This window comes from Pseudomonas sp. X4, assembly GCF_040784925.1.
In the GTDB taxonomy this organism is placed as follows: domain Bacteria; phylum Pseudomonadota; class Gammaproteobacteria; order Pseudomonadales; family Pseudomonadaceae; genus Aquipseudomonas; species Aquipseudomonas putida_Z.
Window position 1 is genome coordinate 2,852,320 of sequence record NZ_CP160798.1, and the last position, 17,896, is coordinate 2,870,215.

The following is a 17,896-nucleotide window of genomic DNA, read 5'->3' on the forward strand; positions in this document are numbered from 1 at the left end:
ATTATAACGAGGGTTTCGCACCTGTGCCATCTGAAAGATCCGATAGTGCTATGCGAAGAAACGTCGCCGCGAAGTCGTCCGGGGGCAGGGGCAGGCTGACGATGTAGCCCTGGATCTGCTCACAGCCTTCAGCCGCCAGGAAGCGTTGCTGGGCCTGGTTTTCCACGCCCTCGGCAATGATGGTCAGCTGCATGCTGCGGCCCAGGGCGATGATCGCGCGGGCGATGGCGGCGTCGTGGGGGTCGTCGGGCAGGCCGCGGATGAACGACTTGTCGATCTTGAGGATGTCCAGCGGCAGGCGCTTGAGGTAGCTCAGCGATGAATAACCGGTGCCGAAGTCGTCGATGGCCAGCTGCACGCCCAGCTTCTTCAGCTGGTACAGCACGGCCAGGGCTTCCTCTGCCTGGCTCATGATGAAGTTTTCGGTGATTTCCAGCTGCAGGTCGCCGGCCTTGAGCTGGTAGTGCTTCAGCAACTGTTCGATGCGCCGGGCAAGGTGGGGGTGGCGCAGTTGGGCGCCGGCGAGGTTTATCGACAGCGGGCCGAAGGGGTCGTAGTGCATCTTCCAGGCCTGCATCTGCCGGCAGGCCTGTTCCAGCACCCAGTCGCCGATCTGGAGGATGGTGCCGTTCTCTTCCGCCAGGTGGATGAAGTGCTCTGGCGGCACTTCACCAAAGGTCGGGTGGCTCCAGCGGATCAGCGCTTCGGCGCCGACCAGGCTCTGGGTCTTGAGGCTGAGCTTGGGCTGGAAGCACAGGCTCAGTTCGTTGCGCTCGATGGCGCGGCGCAGTTCGTGCTCCAGGGCGATGCGTTCGCTGGCCTGGGCGGTGAGGTCGAGGGTGTAGGCTTCGACGCGGTTGCGGCCCTTGGCCTTGGAGCGGTACATGGCTGCGTCGGCGTTGCGAATCAGTGTGGAAACGTCGGTGCCGTCCTGTGGATAAAGGCTGATGCCGATGCTGGCGCTGGTGAAGAACTCGTGCTCGCCGGCTTGGAACGGCGCGTTGAAGCAGGCCAGCAGCTTGTTGGCGATGGCGCTGGCGTCACTGGGTTTGTGCAAGCCGGGCAGCAGGATGATGAACTCGTCGCCGCCCAGGCGGGCCACGGTGTCGACATCACGCACCTGCTCCTTCAGGCGTTGGGCAATGCCCTTGAGCAGCAGGTCGCCGACCGGGTGGCCGAGGCTGTCGTTGATGTGCTTGAAACGGTCGAGGTCAAGGAACAGCACCGCGCCCTTGCGGTTGGACACTTGCGAGCAGGTGAGTGCGGCCTGCAGGCGGTTCTCGAACAGGGCACGATTGGGCAGGCCGGTCAGCGGGTCGTGGTGGGCCTGGTAGTCGAGCTTGGCCTGGGCGTGCTTGAGGCTGGAGATGTCGGCAAACACGGCGACGAAGTGGGTGATCTCGCGCTCTCTGTTGCGCACGGCGCTGATGGTCAGCCAGCCGGGGTACAGCTCGCCGTTCTTGCGCTTGTTGTAGATCTCGCCTTGCCAGTGGCCTTCGTCGGTCAGCTGGTGCCACATGGCGACATAGAACGCGCTGTCGTGCTGGCCGGAGGCAAGCAGGCGCGGGGTCTGGCCGAGGGCTTCGATCTCGCTGTAGCCGGTGATTTCGCTGAAGGCGCGGTTGACGGCACTGATGCGCTGGTCGATGTCGGTGATCAGCACGCCTTCGGCGGTGTTCTCGAACACGGTTGCGGCCAGCTGCAGTTTTTCCTGCATCAGGTGGCGTTCGGTGATGTCGCGGGCGATGGTCAGCATGCAGTCGTCGCCAGCAATCGGCAGCGGCCGTGCAGAGAGCTCGCAGAGGCGAATCTGCCCATCACTGCGGCGCAGGTGGCATGTGAAGTCGCGTACGAAACCGTCGCGGTTGAGCTGTTCGACCAGGCGCTTGCGTTCGTTGAGGTCGACCCAGATGCCCAGGTCCAGCGAGGTCTGGTCGAGGGTCGGGCTGAGATCGTAGCCGGTCAGGCGGCAGAAGCCCTCGTTCACTTCAAGCAGCAAGCCGTCGCTCTGGCGCGACAGCAGCAGGCCATCGGGCGAGGCATGGAAGGCCTTGGCGAATTTCTCTTCCGAGGTTTGCAGCTGCTCCTGGGTTTCCTTGAGCTGGCTGATGTCGCGTACCGCCACCACCAGCGCGAGGTTGCCGTCGAGTTCGAAGGTTTCGGCCGAGGTCAGGCCGGTGAACAGTTGGCCGTTACTGCGGCGGAAGCTCATTTCCAGGTTGCGGATACCGCCCCGGTGCAGGCGTTCGAGCAGCCGCGGGCCGGTGCCTTCGACGCCCCACAGGTTGAGCTCGGTGGCGGTGCGGCCGATTACCTGGCCCGGGGTGAGGCCGATCTGCTCTTCGAAGGCTTCGTTCACCTCCAGCAGGCAGCCGTCGCTGTGGCGGGCGATCAGCAGGATGTCGGGGCACTGCTGGAACACCGAGGCGAACTTCTGCTCGGACAGGCGCAGGGCGTCCTCGGTGCGCTTGGTCTCGCTGATGTCGATCATCAGGCCACGCATCACCGGCTGGTGGCCATGCTCGATCATGCTGACGATGTTGCGTACCCACAATGGCTGGCCATCGGCCCGGATTACCCGGTAGTCGAGGCTGTGGTCGCGCCCGGCGGCGGTTTCGCTGTCGCAGTAGGCCTGGGCCCAGAGGGCATCCTCCGGGTGCAGGATGCTGCGCCAGAAACCGGGCTTGAGCCAGTCGGCCAATGGGTAGCCGAGCAGGCCTTCGGCGTGGGGTGAGACGTAGCTGTAGGTGAAGTCGTTGGCGTCGGCCTCCCAGGCGATGGCGGACAGGCTCTCTACCAGGCTGCGATAGTGGTACTCGCTGCTGCGCAGTTCCTGTTCCAGGGCGATGCGTCGGGAAATTTCCGAACTGAGCCGGCGGTTGATGCGGATGACCACTGCCAGCACAGCCATCAATACCAGCACCGCGGGCAGGCCGTATACCAGCAGGTCGGACCAGAACATCCGTTGGTCGACCACATTGCCCACCCAGCGTTGCTGGATCTGGCTGACTTCGCCGCTGCTCATGTCGGCCATCACTTTGTCGAGAATGCCGACCAGCACCTTCTTGTCGCGCGGGGCGGCCATGGCCAGCTGGTAGCGGTAGGGCGTTTCACCGCTGACGTAGAGGCCGTCGAGCTTGAGCTGGCGCAGGCTCCAGATGCTTGAAGCGAGGTCACCGACCACCGCGTCCACTTCGTCGGTGGCCAGGGCCTGTAGGGTGGAACTGACGTTGGGCAGGGCCACCAGGTTGAGGTCCGGGTGGTGGGTGCGCAGCAGTTCGTGTGGTGCGTAGTTTTCGACCACGGCAATCTTCAGGCCGTACAGGTCCTCCAGGTTGCGCGGCTGTGCGCCGCCTTTGTGGGCGAGGATGACGATGGGGAAGTCGAGGTACGGCCGGGTGAAGGCCAGGTAGCCTTGGCGTTCGGGGGTGGACATGATGCCGGGCAGCAGGTCGATGCGGCTTTCGCGTGCTTGCGCCAGTACCTCGGTCCAGCTGCTGGGTTCGACCGGTTTGAGCGTCACACCCAGGCGTTGCTGGATCGTGGCGATGTAATCGGCGGCCAATCCCTGGTATCGGCCCTCCTGGTCGCGAAACTCGAACGGTGGCCAAGAGGCGTCTACACCCAGGCTCAGCTGCGGGTGGGCAGCCAACCAGGCTTTCTCCTCGTCTGTCAGGGTCAGGGCGCCGGCCGTTGTGTTCCACAAAATCAGGAGCAGCAACAGGATGGCCGGCATCAGCGGCATAGCGGCCTCACATTCAAGTGGTATGAAGTCGAGTGTAGACGGGCATTGCTGCAGGTGTGCGGTGGAAGGGCGGGCTTTGTGTTCTGGCTGTCGGAAGGGGGGTAATGAGGAAATGGGGCTGCTGCGCAGCCCATCGCCGGCAAGCCGGCTCCCACAGGGATCGCGCAGGGCCGGAAAAGAAAAACCCCGGCCTGGGCCGGGGTTTGTCATCACTCGTCGAGGAAGGAGCGCAGATGCTCGCTGCGAGTCGGGTGGCGCAGTTTGCGCAACGCCTTCGCTTCGATCTGACGGATCCGCTCGCGGGTCACGTCGAACTGCTTGCCCACCTCTTCGAGGGTGTGGTCGGTGTTCATGTCGATACCGAAACGCATGCGCAGCACCTTGGCTTCGCGTGCGGTCAGGCCCGAGAGCACGTCACGGGTGGCTTCCTTGAGGCTTTCGACCGTGGCCACGTCGATCGGGGACTGCATGGTCGAGTCCTCGATGAAGTCGCCCAGGTGCGAATCTTCGTCGTCACCGATCGGGGTTTCCATGGAGATCGGCTCTTTGGCGATCTTCAGTACCTTGCGGATCTTGTCCTCAGGCATTTCCATGCGCTCGCCCAGCTCTTCCGGGGTCGGTTCGCGACCCATTTCCTGCAGCATCTGGCGGGAAATACGGTTGAGCTTGTTGATCGTCTCGATCATGTGCACCGGAATACGGATGGTGCGCGCCTGGTCGGCGATCGAACGGGTGATCGCCTGGCGGATCCACCAGGTGGCGTAGGTCGAGAACTTGTAGCCGCGACGGTATTCGAACTTGTCCACCGCTTTCATCAAGCCGATGTTGCCTTCCTGGATCAGGTCGAGGAACTGCAGGCCACGGTTGGTGTACTTCTTGGCGATGGAGATCACCAGACGCAGGTTCGCCTCGACCATTTCTTTCTTGGCGCGGCGGGCCTTGGCTTCACCGATCGACATGCGACGGTTGATTTCCTTGATCTCGGCTACGGTCAGGCCGGTTTCGGTCTCAAGGTCGATCAGCTTCTGCTGGCAAGCGACGATGGCAGCGTCCTTTTCACCCAGGGCGGCAGCCCATTTGGTGTTGCGCTTGGCCAGGTCACCGCTCCAGGTCTGGTCGGTTTCGTTGCTCGGGAACATGCGCAGGAAGTCGGCACGCGGCATGCGGGCGTCACGCACGCACAGCTGCATGATGGCGCGTTCCTGCTGGCGCAGGCGGTTCAGGGCGTCACGAACACGCTCTACCAGTACCTCGAACTGCTTCGGCACCAGCTTGATCGGCATGAACAGGTCGGCCAGGGCCTGCAGGGCGTCGATGCTTTCCTTGTGGGCGCGACCGTTCTTCTTCAGGACCTTGTTGGTGGCCTGAAGCTGGTCGTTGACTGCACCGAAACGCTGGCGGGCGACTTCCGGGTCCGGGCCGCTCTCGGCCTCTTCCTCGTCGTCACCGCTTTCGGACTCTTCCTCGTCGTCGTCGGACTCTTCCTTCGCGGCGGCGGCCTTGGTGCCAGGGATCGGCACTTCTTCGGTCGGCGCGGCGATATTGTCATCAGGGTCGATGTAACCGCTGAGAACGTCGGACAGACGGCCACCTTCGGTGGTGACACGGTCATATTCGCCGAGAATGTAGTCGACAGTGCCCGGGAAGTGGGCGATGGCGCCCATGACTTCACGGATGCCTTCCTCGATACGCTTGGCGATTTCGATCTCGCCTTCGCGGGTCAGCAGCTCGACGGTACCCATTTCGCGCATGTACATGCGCACCGGGTCGGTCGTGCGGCCGATATCGGTTTCAACTGCCGCCAACGCAGCAGCGGCTTCTTCGGCCGCGGCTTCGTCGGTGTCGGCTTCCGCCAACAGAAGGGCATCCGCATCCGGAGCACTCTCGAATACGTTGATCCCCATGTCGTTGATCATGCGGATGATGTCTTCCACCTGTTCCGGATCTGAAATATCCTCAGGCAGGTGGTCGTTGACCTCCGCGTAAGTCAGGTAGCCCTGCTCACGACCGCGGGTGATCAACTCTTTGATACGAGACTGCTGTTGCGCTTTTCCGGACATAACACCCTATCCACTGAAGGTCTTGGCGGGCAAAAAACAAGCCGAGGATTATACCCGAGCATGGGCCTCACGCGCCAGATGAGGTCGGCGTTTGTGCGGGAACATTCCGGCTCAGCAGGGCGAGGAGCTGGGTTTTTTCCTCGCTGGTCAATTCGCTTTGACGTGATTTCCTGAGCAGTTGTTCCAGGCTGCGCTCGCGTTGGCGGGCGGACAAGCTAGTTATAGTGTCGAAAAACTGTTGTTCAAGGTTGTCGGCCACGATCAGCCATTCCTTTTCCGCCAGGGCCCGCAGCAGGCGCCCCTGTTCGGTGCCGTGCCAACGTGCGATCAACTGCATTGAGCTTAGCCCAGGATTTTTCTGCGCGGCTTCGATCAGTGCCACCAGAAGCTGGCTGTACAGGTGTTCTTCGTCGGCGAAGTGGCTGGCATCCTCCACCTTGCCGGCCAGCAGCGGGTGGTGCAGCAGGGTGCGCAGGGCGGCCAGGGTGGGCGGCTCGACCGGGGCTGGTACGCGTGGTGGCGCTTCGTCACGTTGCTGCCATGGCTTGCCACCTTTGCGGTTCTTGTCCCAGGGTTTGTCGCTCCACTGCTTCTTGCCCGCGCCCTTGTTCGGCTTCCACTCCTGTTCCTGATGAACGGGGGCGAAGTCGTGCTGCGGCATGTCGCCGTAGTCGGGGGTGTAGCTGGCCATGGCGTCGTAGTCGTAGCCAGGGTCGTAGTCCGGCACGCTGCTGGCGGCCGGTGCGTGTTGCGCCAGTTGCTCGACCTGCTGCGGGTCGAGGCCGGTGATTTCCTTCAGGCGGTTGCGCATCAGCTGGCGCAGGTTGGCGCCGGGGATCTTTTCGATCAGCGGTGCGGCCAGGGTCGCCATGTGCGCCTTGCCTTCCAGCGAGCGCGGGTCGGCTTCGACGCCCAGTTGCTCGAAGAAGTAATCGGCCAGCGGTTGGGCGTGCTGGTTGATGCGGGCCATGAAGGCATCGGTACCTTCGGCGCGCACCAGGCTGTCCGGGTCTTCGCCTTCGGGCAGGAACAGGAAGCGCGCGCGGCGGCCGTCCTGCAGGTTCGACAGGGTCGACTCCAGGGCGCGCCAGGCGGCCTTGCGCCCGGCCTGGTCACCGTCGAAGCAGAACAGCACGCTGGGTACCACGCGGAACAGGCGCTTGAGGTGCTCTTCGCTGGTGGCGGTGCCGAGGGTGGCCACGGCGTTGCGCAGGCCCTGCTGGGCCAGGGCAATCACGTCCATGTAGCCCTCGACAACGATGATTTCGTCGAGGTTGCGGTTGTGCTTGCGTGCCTCGTACAGGCCGTAGAGTTCCTGGCCCTTGTGGAACACTGGGGTTTCCGGGGAGTTCAGGTACTTGGGTTTGTCGTCGCCGAGCACCCGGCCACCGAAGGCGATGATGCGCCCGCGGCTGTCGCGGATCGGGAACATCACCCGGTCGCGGAAGCGGTCATAGCGCTTGCCGCTTTCGGCGTTCTCGATCAGCAGACCGGCATCGATCATCACCTTCTGCTGCAGGGTGTCGGCACCCAGGTGCTTGAGCAGGTTGTCCCAGCCTGGCGGGGCGAAGCCCAGGCCGAAGTCGCGGGCGATTTCCCCGGACAGGCCGCGGCCCTTGAGGTAATCCACCGCCGCCTTGCGGGTCGGGTGGCTGCGCAGGGCCTGGCGGTAGAACTCGGAGGCAGCGTCCAGCAGCGGGTACAGTGGCGAGTCGGTTGGCTGGCGCGGCTTGTGGTCGCGGCGGCCTTGCTCGCGGGGCACTTCCATGCCGGCGGCGCGGGCCAGCTCCTCGACGGCCTGGGGGAAGTCCAGGTTGTCGTGGTCCATGACGAAGCCCAGGGCGTTGCCGCCGGCACCGCAGCCGAAGCAGTAGTAGAACTGCTTGTCGGGGCTGACCGTGAAGGAAGGGGTCTTTTCCTTGTGGAACGGGCAGCAGGCGGAGTAGTTCTTGCCGGTTTTTTTCAGCTGGACGCGCGAACTCACCACGTCGACGATGTCGAGGCGGTTGATAAGGTCGTCGATGAAACTCTGGGGAATCAGCCCGGCCATGGCAGTCTCGTCATCTGGCAACTGGCAAGTCTAATCGCTCACGCGCCGGATGGGGCGAGTGCCGCTTGGGAAAGTGCGAGGGAATGTGTGCTCGTCGCCGGCCCCTGAGGGCCCGTCAGTCGGACGTGCACGTCTGGTCATACAACAAGGAGGACCAGCTCTGACGTTTCAGGCAGGTTGCCCATGTGCAGTTCGCATGAAGCTTGTGCGGGGCCTTGAGCTAGCTGCTCAAGTTTTAAGCGACCACTGCCATCGCCCGGCGGTTAGCCGGGCAGGGCAGAAGCTTTGCGTAGAACGTCTGTATTAGTACAGACGAACGGCGCGGCGCTGTTCGCGCTGAACTTTCTTGGCGTGACGCTTAACAGCAGCAGCTGCTTTGCGCTTACGCTCGGCGGTCGGCTTCTCGTAAAACTCGCGGCTACGAACTTCAGCCAGTACACCGGCTTTTTCGCAGGAGCGCTTGAAACGACGCAGAGCTACGTCGAAGGGTTCGTTCTCTTTAACTTTGACGGCTGGCATCCAGGGCTACCTTAATTCATTACCGGGGTAGACGTGCTCCTGGCAAAACAAAGGTGTGCTGGAGAACGTCGGTTTTCAAGGGTTGCGGATGTTAACCCTTAGCAAGCCGGAATGCAAAGCCTCTGATCGAAAACCGCTGGTCGGCATCCGACACGGGGACTATCATGCGCGGCTTCGAATTCAGCCCCCACAAGGGACGAACCCATGCTAGTACTGGGATTGGAAACATCCTGCGACGAAACTGGCGTCGCATTATACGACAGCGAACGCGGTTTGTTGGCCGACGCGCTGTTCAGCCAGATCGACCTGCACCGCGTGTTCGGCGGTGTGGTGCCAGAGCTTGCCTCGCGTGACCACGTCAAGCGCATGCTGCCACTCATCCGCCAGGTGCTGGATGAGGCCGGCTGCGTCGCCACCGAGATCGACGCCATCGCCTACACCGCGGGCCCTGGCCTGGTCGGTGCCCTGCTGGTGGGGGCCTCCTGCGCCCAGGCGCTGGCTTTTGCCTGGGACATCCCGGCGATTGGCGTACACCACATGGAAGGCCACCTGCTGGCACCCATGCTTGAAGAAAACCCGCCGGAGTTTCCGTTCGTCGCTTTGTTGGTTTCCGGTGGCCACACGCAGTTGGTGCGGGTCGATGGCATCGGCCAGTACGAGCTGCTGGGCGAGAGCCTGGACGACGCCGCTGGCGAAGCGTTCGACAAGACCGCCAAGCTGATCGGCCTGAACTACCCCGGTGGCCCGGAAATCGCCCGCCTGGCCGAGCGCGGCGTGCCTGGCCGCTTCGTGTTCCCGCGGCCGATGACCGACCGCCCGGGCCTGGAGTTCAGCTTCAGCGGCCTGAAAACCTTTGCCCTGAACACCTGGCAGCAGTGCCGCGATGCCGGCGACGACAGTGAGCAAACCCGTTGCGACCTGTCCCTGGCATTCCAGCAGGCGGTGGTGGAGACTTTGACCATCAAGTGCAAGCGGGCGTTGAAGCAGACTGGCCTCAAGCGCCTGGTCATTGCTGGTGGCGTCAGCGCCAACAAGGCCTTGCGTGCGTCCCTCGAGGACATGCTCGGCAGCATCAAGGGCAACGTGTACTACGCGCGCCCGCAGTTCTGCACTGACAACGGCGCGATGATCGCCTATGCCGGCTGCCAGCGGTTGTTGGCCGGGCAAAAGCAGGACCTGGCAATCAGCGTGCAGGCACGCTGGCCGATGGAGCAGTTGCCGCCGGTTTAAGCGTTAGAAGTGCCGTTCGCGGCCTGTGAACAGGTCGCGCAGGTTGCTGCGGTGGCGCCATACGATCATCGCTGTCAGCACAGTGATCGGCAGCAGGGCCTCTGGCTCGCGCCAGGCCAGCAATGGCAAGGTCAGCGGTGTGGCTATCAGCGCCGCCAGCGAGCTGGTGCGGGTGAGGTAGAAGGTCAGCAACCAGGCACCGATGGCCAGCAGCGCGGCCGGGAAGTACAGGGCCATGAGCATGCCGGCGGCGGTTGCCACGCCCTTGCCGCCCTGGAAGCGGAAGTACAGCGGGAACAGGTGGCCCAGCACTGCGCACACGCCAACCCAGGCCTGCGCGTGCAGGTCCAGCCCGGCACCGCGGGCGAGCAATACCGGCAACAGGCCCTTGCACAGGTCGCCAAGCAGGGTCAGGATCGCCAGTTTGCGGCCTGCCAGGCGTAGCATGTTGGTGGCGCCGGCATTGCCTGAACCGCTGGAACGCGGGTCCGGGCTGCCCGTAAGGCGGCTGAGGACGATGGCGAAGGACAGCGAGCCGAGCAGGTAGGCGAGCAACGCCAGTAACCAAAACATGCTAACTATTCCGGGCGAGGACGCCCTGATTCTAACGGCGCCAGTCGCCCTTGTCGTGCTGTGGAGAGAAGTGCTTGGACAGAGTGTTCATCGAAGGCCTGGAAGTCGATACCGTCATCGGTGCCTATGACTGGGAGCGGGATATTCGCCAGTGCTTGCGCCTGGACCTGAGCTTTGCCTGGGACAACCGCCCGGCTGCGGCCGGTGACGACCTGAACCTGGCACTGGACTATGCCAGTGTGTCGGCGCGCATCCAGGCATTTGCCGAACAGGCCCGTTTCGAGTTGGTGGAAACCTTCGCCGAGCGCCTGGTGGCGACGTTGATGGAAGAGTTCCACATCCCGTGGGTGCGGTTGAAACTGACCAAGCCGGGTGCGGTGCCGGCGGCCCGTGGTGGTGTTGGCGTGGAGATCGAGCGCGGATGTCTCTGAGCACGGTTTACCTGGGCCTTGGCAGCAACATCGACCGGGAGGTGCATTTGTGCGCCGGGCTCGATGCGTTGGCGGGCATCCTGACCGACATGCGCTGTTCGCCGGCGTTCGAAAGCCAGGCGGTGGGGATCAAGAGCGGGCCGTTCATAAACTTCGTGGTGACCGGGCAGACTGCGTTGCCGTTGATCGAGCTGGACCGCCGGTTGAAGTTCATCGAGGCCGACAATGGCCGCTATGCGCCGGACCGCAAGGGCCTTCCGCTGGATATCGACGTGCTGATGTATGACGGCCTGCACGGCACGTTCGATGGGCTGGTGTTGCCTCGGGCCGAGATCCTGAAAAACGCCTTTGTGCTGTGGCCGCTGTCGTTGCTGGCGCCGGAGCTGGTGCATCCGGGGGTAGGCAAGACAATGGCGCAGTTGTGGCAGGAGGCGCGGATTGATCAGGTGTTGGCCCCGGTTGCCTTTGAGTGGCGTGGGTTGCAGCTGACTCCCGCGTAAGCCTGTACCGGCCCTTTCGCGGCTAAAGCCGCTCCCACAGGTACAGCGACAACCTCGAGAGCAACGCTGTACCTGTGGGAGCGGCTTTAGCCGCGAAGGGGCCGGTATGTTCAGCCTAGCTTGTAAGCCTCGAGCGCTTTCAGCCGCTCACCTTTGAGCGCTTCACCCAAGGCCTGGCCAGTCAGCCCAGCCTGCACCAACGGCTTGACATCCACTGCCCGCGCCGCCGCCGCTGCTCCTCGCAGGTAGTCTGCCTGTGGATAACCCGCTTTGCCCTCGCCCAGCGCTGTCATCTCGCAAGCGATCAGGAAGTCTTCGAACCGCTGTGGCCGCCGGTACACATCGAACTTCTGCAACAGCTCCAGCAGTGCCGTGGCAGGCAGCTCCTGCGCCTGGTTGCCCAGCTTCAGGCACTCACCCGTCAGCAGCGTCAGCTCCTGGCACTCTCGCGGCGCCTTCAGGCGCTGGTTGATGGCTTTGATCGCGGCTGATGCCAGCGACTGCAGCAGGCAGGCCCAGCGTACATGCAGGGGCTGTTCGTGCATTGCCGCCTGTTCCAGCGCCGCCAGGGCCTGGGGGGCGTCATCAAGCTCTGGCAGCAGCTCCTGCAGGGCTCCACAAGCATGCAGCACCTGGAAGAACACCTGCGGCTGCGCCTCCATCAGCGCCCGCTCGATTTCCTTCCAGCTACGCTCGGCAGTCAGCGCCTGCAGTTCGCCCGAGGCGCTGATCTGGCGCATCAGCTCAAGCGTCTCATCGGCAACCCGGAAACCCAGCGGCGCATAACGGGCAGCAAAGCGCGCAACACGCAGCACACGCAATGGATCTTCGGCGAATGCCGGGGAAACATGGCGTAAAAGGCGCTGGTCGAGATCACTCTGGCCGTGATAGGGGTCGTACACCGTACCCGTCTCGTCCTCGGCCATCGCATTGATGGTCAGGTCACGGCGGATCAGGTCTTCTTCCAGGGTCACATCGGGGCTGGCGTGGAAGGTGAAGCCGCCGTAGCCGCGCCCGCTCTTGCGCTCGGTGCGGGCCAGGGCATATTCCTCGCCGGTTTTCGGGTGCAGGAACACCGGGAAATCAGCGCCGACCGGGCGAAAGCCCTTGGCGTGCATTTCCTCGACCGTGGCGCCGACCACCAGCCAGTCGATATCGCTGACAGGGCGGCCGAGCAGGCGGTCGCGCACGGCGCCGCCAACTTTGTAGATGTGCATGTGCAGCTCTCCATAACTGCCGACAGGATACCCTGTCGGCACTCATGGCGTGGCACTAGAGGTGGTGGATGACGGCCAGGTCCATGCGGCCGTAGTCGGCACTTTCGCCGTGCTCGCCGCGTGGTGGCATGTGGTGGGTCTTCATCACCTGCTCGCCCTGGACGGTCTCTAGGTGGATGTCGAAGCCCCACAGGCGGTGCAGGTGCTTGAGCACTTCATCAGTAGAGTCGCCCAGCGGTTTGCGGTTGTGTTGCTGGTGACGCAAGGTCAGCGAGCGGTCGCCGCGGCGGTCGACGCTCCAGATCTGCACGTTCGGTTCGCGGTTGCCCAGGTTGTACTGCGCCGCCAGTAGTTCGCGAATGGTCCGGTAGCCGGCCTCGTCGTGGATGGCAGGTACATAAAGGTCGTCGCGCTGGTCGTCATCGAGGATGCTGAACAGCTTCAGATCGCGCATGACCTTCGGCGACAGGTACTGCAGGATGAAGCTCTCGTCCTTGAAGCTGCTCATGGCGAACTTGATGGTAGAAAGCCAGTCACTGCCGGCAATGTCGGGGAACCAGCGGCGATCTTCTTCAGTCGGGTTTTCGCACATGCGGCGGATGTCGGTGTACATCGCAAAACCCAGTGCGTAAGGGTTGATGCCGTTGTAGTAGGGGCTGTCGAAGCCGGGCTGGAACACCACGCTGGTGTGCGACTGCAGGAACTCCATCATGAAGCCTTCGGTGATCAGCCCCTCGTCATACAGGTCGTTCATCAGTGTGTAGTGCCAGAACGTCGCCCAGCCTTCGTTCATCACCTGGGTCTGGCGCTGCGGGTAGAAATACTGGGCGATCTTGCGCACGATGCGCACCACTTCACGTTGCCAGGGCTCCAGCAGCGGGGCGTTCTTCTCGATGAAATACAGGATGTTTTCCTGCGGTTCGGCGGGGAAGCGCGCATCATCGCGCTCGTTACCCTTGTCGGCACTCTTCGGAATGGTCCGCCACAGGTCATTGATCTGCCGCTGCAGGTGCTCCTCGCGCTCCTTCTGCCGCCGCCGCTCCTCTTCGGCGGAAATCGGATAAGGCCGCTTGTAACGGTCGACGCCGTAGTTCATCAGGGCGTGGCAGGAGTCGATCAGGTCTTCCACGGCATCGATGCCATGGCGCTCTTCACACTGGGCGATGTACTGCTTGGCGAACACCAGGTAGTCGATGATCGAACTGGCGTCGGTCCAGGTGCGGAACAGGTAGTTGCCCTTGAAGAAACTGTTATGGCCGTAGCAGGCATGGGCGATCACCAGTGCCTGCATGCACATGGTGTTTTCTTCCATTAGATAGGCGATGCACGGGTCGGAGTTGATCACGATCTCGTAGGCCAGGCCCATCTGGCCACGGCTGTAGGACTTCTCCGTGCTGAGGAACTGCTTGCCGTAGGACCAGTGGTGATAACCCAGCGGCATGCCGACCGAGGCGTAGGCGTCCATCATCTGCTCGGCGGTAATCACCTCGATCTGGTTGGGGTAGGTGTCCAAGGCGTAACGCTCGGCCAGGCGGCTGATTTCCCGGTCGTAGGTCTGGATCAGTTCGAACGTCCACTCGGACCCGGTGGAAATAGGTTGGCGTCTCTGTGCTCTGGCGGTCATGTGGCTAACCTGCGCTGGAAGAGTTCACGGAAGACCGGGTAGATATCGCCGGCCGATACCAACTGCTGCTGGGCGAACGTGTCGGGGAAGGCTTCGCCGATGCGCTCGTATTCGTACCACAGCGCCTGGTGTTCACGCGGGGTGATTTCAACGTAAGTGTAGTACTGCACATGCGGCATGATCTGCTTGGCCAGGATGTCGCGGCAGATCGGCGAGTCGTCGTTCCAGTTGTCGCCGTCGGAGGCCTGGGCGGCGTAGATGTTCCAGTCGCTGGCCGGGTAGCGTTCGGCCATGACCTCCTGCATCAGCTTTAGCGCGCTGGAAACGATGGTGCCGCCGGTTTCCCGCGAATAGAAGAATTCTTCCTCGTCGACTTCACGGGCGCTGGTGTGGTGGCGGATGAACACCACTTCGATGCGGTCGTAGTTACGCTTGAGGAACAGGTACAGCAGGATGAAGAAGCGCTTGGCGATGTCCTTGGTGGCCTGGGTCATCGAGCCGGACACGTCCATCAGGCAGAACATCACCGCTTTGGAGCTGGGGTTGGGCTGCTTGACCAGCAGGTTGTACTTGAGGTCGAAGGTGTCGAGGAAGGGCAGGCGGTTGATGCGTGCCTTCAGGCGTTCGATCTCGTGTTCGACTTCCTGGATATCGGTGAAGTTGTCGGGTTCCTCGACCTTCAGGCGGGCGAGTTCCTTCTGCGCTTCGCGCAGCAGTGCGCGGCTGCTGCCGGTCAGGGCGATGCGCCGGGCATGGGCCGAACGCAGGGTGCGCACGATGTTGATGCGGGACGGGTTGCCTTCGTTGGCGATACCGGCGCGCACGGTCTTGAAGGTGTCTGCCCCGGTCAGGTGACGTTTGACCAGGTTGGGTAGCTCGAGGTCCTCGAACATGAACTCGAGGAATTCTTCCTGGGTGATCTGGAAGACGAAGTCGTCCATGCCTTCGCCGGAGTTGCCGGCCTTGCCTCGGCCGCTGCCACCGCCACCGCCTTGTGGCCTGGGGATGTGTTCACCGGCGGTGAATTCCTTGTTGCCTGGGTGCACGATGGTCTGCTTGCCCCCGCGACCATGGTGCAGCACCGGTTCGTCGATGTCGCGCCCCGGAATGCTGATCTGCTCGCCATGTTCCATGTCCATGATGGAACGGCGGCTTACCGCCTCTTCGACGGCTTTCTTGATGTGTTCGCGGTACCGCCGCAGGAAGCGCTGGCGGTTCACCGTGCTCTTGTTCTTGCCGTTCAGGCGTCGATCTATAACGTAGCTCATGGTCCCTCCGGTAGCTGGGAACAGCTGCACGCTTCAAGCTACGAGCCGCTGCACGTAAAGGCAGCAAAGCAGCTGCCGCCGCCCAGGGCTGGCATAGCAGCCCTGGGCGCGCGGTGGGTAGCTTGTCGCTTTATTGCGATTTCCTGACCCGCAGGTACCATTCCGACAGCAGACGAACCTGTTTGTCGGTGTAGCCACGCTCCACCATGCGCGTGACGAAGTCGTTGTGTTTCTGTTGGTCCTCCTTGCTTGCCTTGGCGTTGAAGCTGATGACCGGCAGCAGGTCCTCGGTGTTGGAGAACATTTTCTTCTCGATCACCACCCGCAGCTTTTCGTAGCTCAGCCAGCTCGGGTTCTTGCCGTTGTTGTTGGCACGGGCACGCAGCACGAAGTTGACGATTTCGTTGCGGAAATCTTTCGGGTTGCTGATGCCGGCCGGCTTCTCGATCTTCTCCAGTTCTTCGTTGAGGGCGATACGGTTGAGGATTTCGCCGGTTTCCGGGTCGCGGTATTCCTGGTCCTGGATCCAGAAATCTGCGTACAGCACGTAGCGGTCGAAGATGTTCTGGCCGTATTCGCTGTAGGACTCCAGGTAGGCGGTCTGGATTTCCTTGCCGATGAACTCGATGTAGCGCGGGGCCAGGTACTCCTTCAGGTAGCGCAGGTAGCGTTCGCGCACCTCGGCCGGGAACTGTTCCTGCTCGATCTGCTGCTCCAGCACATACAGCAGGTGCACCGGGTTGGCGGCCACTTCATGCGGGTCGAAGTTGAACACCTTGGACAGGATCTTGAAGGCGAAGCGGGTCGACAGGCCGTTCATGCCTTCGTCGACGCCGGCGGCATCGCGGTACTCCTGGATCGACTTGGCCTTCGGATCGGTGTCCTTGAGGTTTTCCCCATCGTACACCCGCATCTTCGAATAGATGTTGGAGTTTTCCGGCTCTTTCAGGCGCGACAGTACGGTGAACTGGGCGAGCATCTTCAGCGTGTCTGGCGCGCAGTGGGCCTTGGCCAGCGAACTGTTGATCAGCAGCTTGTCGTAGATCTTGATTTCGTCGCTGACGCGCAGGCAGTACGGCACCTTGACGATGTAGATCCGGTCGATGAACGCCTCGTTGTTCTTGTTGTTGCGAAAGGTGTGCCACTCCGATTCGTTGGAGTGGGCCAGCAGAATCCCGGAGTAGGGGATGGCGCCGAGGCCTTCGGTACTGTTGTAGTTGCCTTCCTGGGTGGCGGTGAGCAACGGGTGCAGGACCTTGATCGGGGCCTTGAACATCTCGACGAATTCCATCAGGCCCTGGTTGGCCCGGCACAGCGCGCCCGAATAGGCATAGGCGTCGGCGTCGTTCTGCGGGAATTCCTCGAGCTTGCGGATATCCACCTTGCCGACCAGCGCCGAAATGTCCTGGTTGTTTTCGTCACCGGGTTCGGTCTTGGCGATGGCGATCTGGTTGAGGATCGACGGGTACAGCTTCACCACCTTGAACTTGCTGATGTCGCCGCCGAACTCCTGCAGGCGCTTGGTAGCCCAGGGCGACATGATGGTGTTCAGGTAGCGCCGCGGGATGCCGAACTCTTCCTCGAGGATGGCACCGTCTTCGGTGGCGTTGAACAAGCCCAGGGGCGACTCGAATACCGGCGAGCCCTTGATGGCGTAGAACGGCACCTTTTCCATCAGCTGCTTGAGTTTCTCGGCCAGCGACGACTTACCGCCGCCCACCGGGCCCAGCAGATAGAGGATCTGTTTCTTTTCCTCCAGGCCTTGGGCGGCGTGGCGGAAGTAGGACACGATCTGGTCGATGCACTCTTCCATGCCATGGAAGTCGGCAAAGGCCGGATAGCGGCGGATAACCTTGTTGGAGAAGATTCGCGACAGTCTGGAGTTGGTTGAGGTGTCGATCAGCTCCGGCTCACCGATGGCCAGCAACAGCCGTTCGGCCGCCGATGCGTAGGCACTGCGATCCTCTTTGCACAGCTCGAGGTACTCCTGCAGCGAGAGTTCTTCCTGGCGCGTAGACTCGAAACGTTGTTGGAAGTGGCTAAAAATACTCATGACGTCACCTCGCTCGATACGTGGAGACGACGCCGGATCAGTCAGCTGATGCTGGCATGCAACCGGGTTTGCCGATTGCTGTATACCCCCCAGAACACCCTGTAACGCTACCGATGACCCGCACGCCGGTGTACCGGCTCTCCCCTTTTTCTGGATGGCCTGCGCTTAAGAATAGTTGGTTATCCGCAAGGTCAAGGGCGAGGGGCGGAGAAGTTGCGAACGACCGTTCGTCAGATAAGCCGCAAGCCCGCATGGGGCGCGGGCTGCAGTAAAAATGAAAAAATTATTCGGCAGTGCCCTGGGCGGTTTCGGCCGGGTAGGTGGCGCGCCACAGCTCAAAGCCGCCGTCGACGCTGTATACGTCCGAGAAGCCTTGTCCCACCAGATAGGCCGCAGCGCTCTGGCTGGAATTGCCGTGGTAGCACACCACCAGGGTTGGAGCATCGAGGTCAGCATTGCGGATGAACTCGGCGACCGAATGGTTATCCAGATGCTTGGCACCGGTGATGTGGCCGGCGGCAAAGGCCTGCGGGTCGCGAATGTCGACGACTACCGCACCTTGCGCGCGCAGGGCCAGGGCCTGTTCGGGAGGGATGCGCTTGAATTCGCTCATGGGTACGGCTTCC

Annotated in this window: 13 protein-coding genes; 3 read left to right on the top strand and 10 right to left on the bottom strand. The window is 62.4% G+C overall.

Going from position 1 to position 17,896, the window contains the following annotated elements:
• Window position 1 precedes the first annotated feature (1 nt).
• The 4 genes from ABX298_RS12575 to rpsU all read right to left on the bottom strand — a co-directional run bounded on the left by ABX298_RS12575 (window position 2) and on the right by rpsU (window position 8,374).
• Window positions 2-3,745, bottom strand: coding sequence for an EAL domain-containing protein (locus tag ABX298_RS12575; RefSeq protein WP_286100910.1), 3,744 nt, complete (start codon window positions 3,743-3,745; stop codon window positions 2-4).
• 209 nt (window positions 3,746-3,954) lie between these two features.
• Window positions 3,955-5,805, bottom strand: a complete 1,851-nt coding sequence (rpoD, locus tag ABX298_RS12580) for an RNA polymerase sigma factor RpoD (protein WP_025337450.1) — start codon at window positions 5,803-5,805, stop codon at window positions 3,955-3,957.
• Window positions 5,806-5,872: 67 nt separating this feature from the next.
• The gene (gene dnaG, locus ABX298_RS12585) at window positions 5,873-7,855 is read right to left on the bottom strand and encodes a DNA primase (RefSeq protein ID WP_025337451.1); all 1,983 of its coding nucleotides are present in this window, start codon (window positions 7,853-7,855) and stop codon (window positions 5,873-5,875) included.
• Window positions 7,856-8,158: 303 nt separating this feature from the next.
• Window positions 8,159-8,374, bottom strand: a complete 216-nt coding sequence (gene rpsU / locus ABX298_RS12590; RefSeq protein ID WP_003255575.1) for a 30S ribosomal protein S21 — start codon at window positions 8,372-8,374, stop codon at window positions 8,159-8,161.
• 204 nt (window positions 8,375-8,578) lie between these two features.
• Here rpsU and tsaD point away from each other — a divergent pair, with 204 nt between their 5' ends.
• Window positions 8,579-9,604, top strand: a complete 1,026-nt coding sequence (tsaD, locus tag ABX298_RS12595; protein ID WP_025337452.1) for a tRNA (adenosine(37)-N6)-threonylcarbamoyltransferase complex transferase subunit TsaD — start codon at window positions 8,579-8,581, stop codon at window positions 9,602-9,604.
• A gap of 3 nt (window positions 9,605-9,607) precedes the next feature.
• Here the strand turns inward: tsaD and plsY are convergent, their stop codons facing one another.
• Window positions 9,608-10,177 carry a glycerol-3-phosphate 1-O-acyltransferase PlsY gene (gene plsY, locus ABX298_RS12600; RefSeq protein WP_367394452.1) on the bottom strand — a complete coding sequence of 190 codons (570 nt, stop codon included), beginning with the start codon at window positions 10,175-10,177 and terminating at the stop codon, window positions 9,608-9,610.
• Window positions 10,178-10,251: 74 nt separating this feature from the next.
• On the opposite strand from plsY, the gene folB reads away from it, so the two are divergent.
• Window positions 10,252-10,608, top strand: a complete 357-nt coding sequence (folB, locus tag ABX298_RS12605; RefSeq protein ID WP_004375185.1) for a dihydroneopterin aldolase — start codon at window positions 10,252-10,254, stop codon at window positions 10,606-10,608.
• On the top strand, window positions 10,599-11,108 hold the full coding sequence (folK, locus tag ABX298_RS12610) for a 2-amino-4-hydroxy-6-hydroxymethyldihydropteridine diphosphokinase (RefSeq protein WP_025337453.1): 510 nt from the start codon (window positions 10,599-10,601) through the stop codon (window positions 11,106-11,108). Before folB ends, folK begins: the two co-directional genes overlap by 10 nt.
• A 110-nt stretch (window positions 11,109-11,218) precedes the next feature.
• On the opposite strand, the gene ABX298_RS12615 is transcribed toward folK, so the two are convergent.
• The 5 genes from ABX298_RS12615 to glpE all read right to left on the bottom strand — a co-directional run bounded on the left by ABX298_RS12615 (window position 11,219) and on the right by glpE (window position 17,883).
• Window positions 11,219-12,325, bottom strand: a complete 1,107-nt coding sequence (locus ABX298_RS12615) for a multifunctional CCA addition/repair protein (protein ID WP_367394453.1) — start codon at window positions 12,323-12,325, stop codon at window positions 11,219-11,221.
• Window positions 12,326-12,380: 55 nt separating this feature from the next.
• Complete coding sequence (locus ABX298_RS12620) at window positions 12,381-13,949, bottom strand: SpoVR family protein (protein ID WP_025337455.1); 1,569 nt, start codon at window positions 13,947-13,949, stop codon at window positions 12,381-12,383.
• Window positions 13,946-15,217, bottom strand: a complete 1,272-nt coding sequence (locus ABX298_RS12625; RefSeq protein WP_013970586.1) for a YeaH/YhbH family protein — start codon at window positions 15,215-15,217, stop codon at window positions 13,946-13,948. The genes ABX298_RS12620 and ABX298_RS12625 overlap by 4 nt, the downstream gene beginning before the upstream one ends.
• Before the next feature lie 130 nt (window positions 15,218-15,347).
• A complete protein-coding gene (locus ABX298_RS12630; RefSeq protein WP_015268718.1) occupies window positions 15,348-17,270 on the bottom strand; it encodes a PrkA family serine protein kinase in 1,923 nt (640 codons plus the stop codon).
• 283 nt (window positions 17,271-17,553) lie between these two features.
• Window positions 17,554-17,883 (bottom strand): thiosulfate sulfurtransferase GlpE, encoded by a 330-nt coding sequence (gene glpE, locus ABX298_RS12635; RefSeq protein WP_025337456.1) that lies wholly within the window; start codon window positions 17,881-17,883, stop codon window positions 17,554-17,556.
• Between the last annotated feature and the right edge of the window lie 13 nt (window positions 17,884-17,896).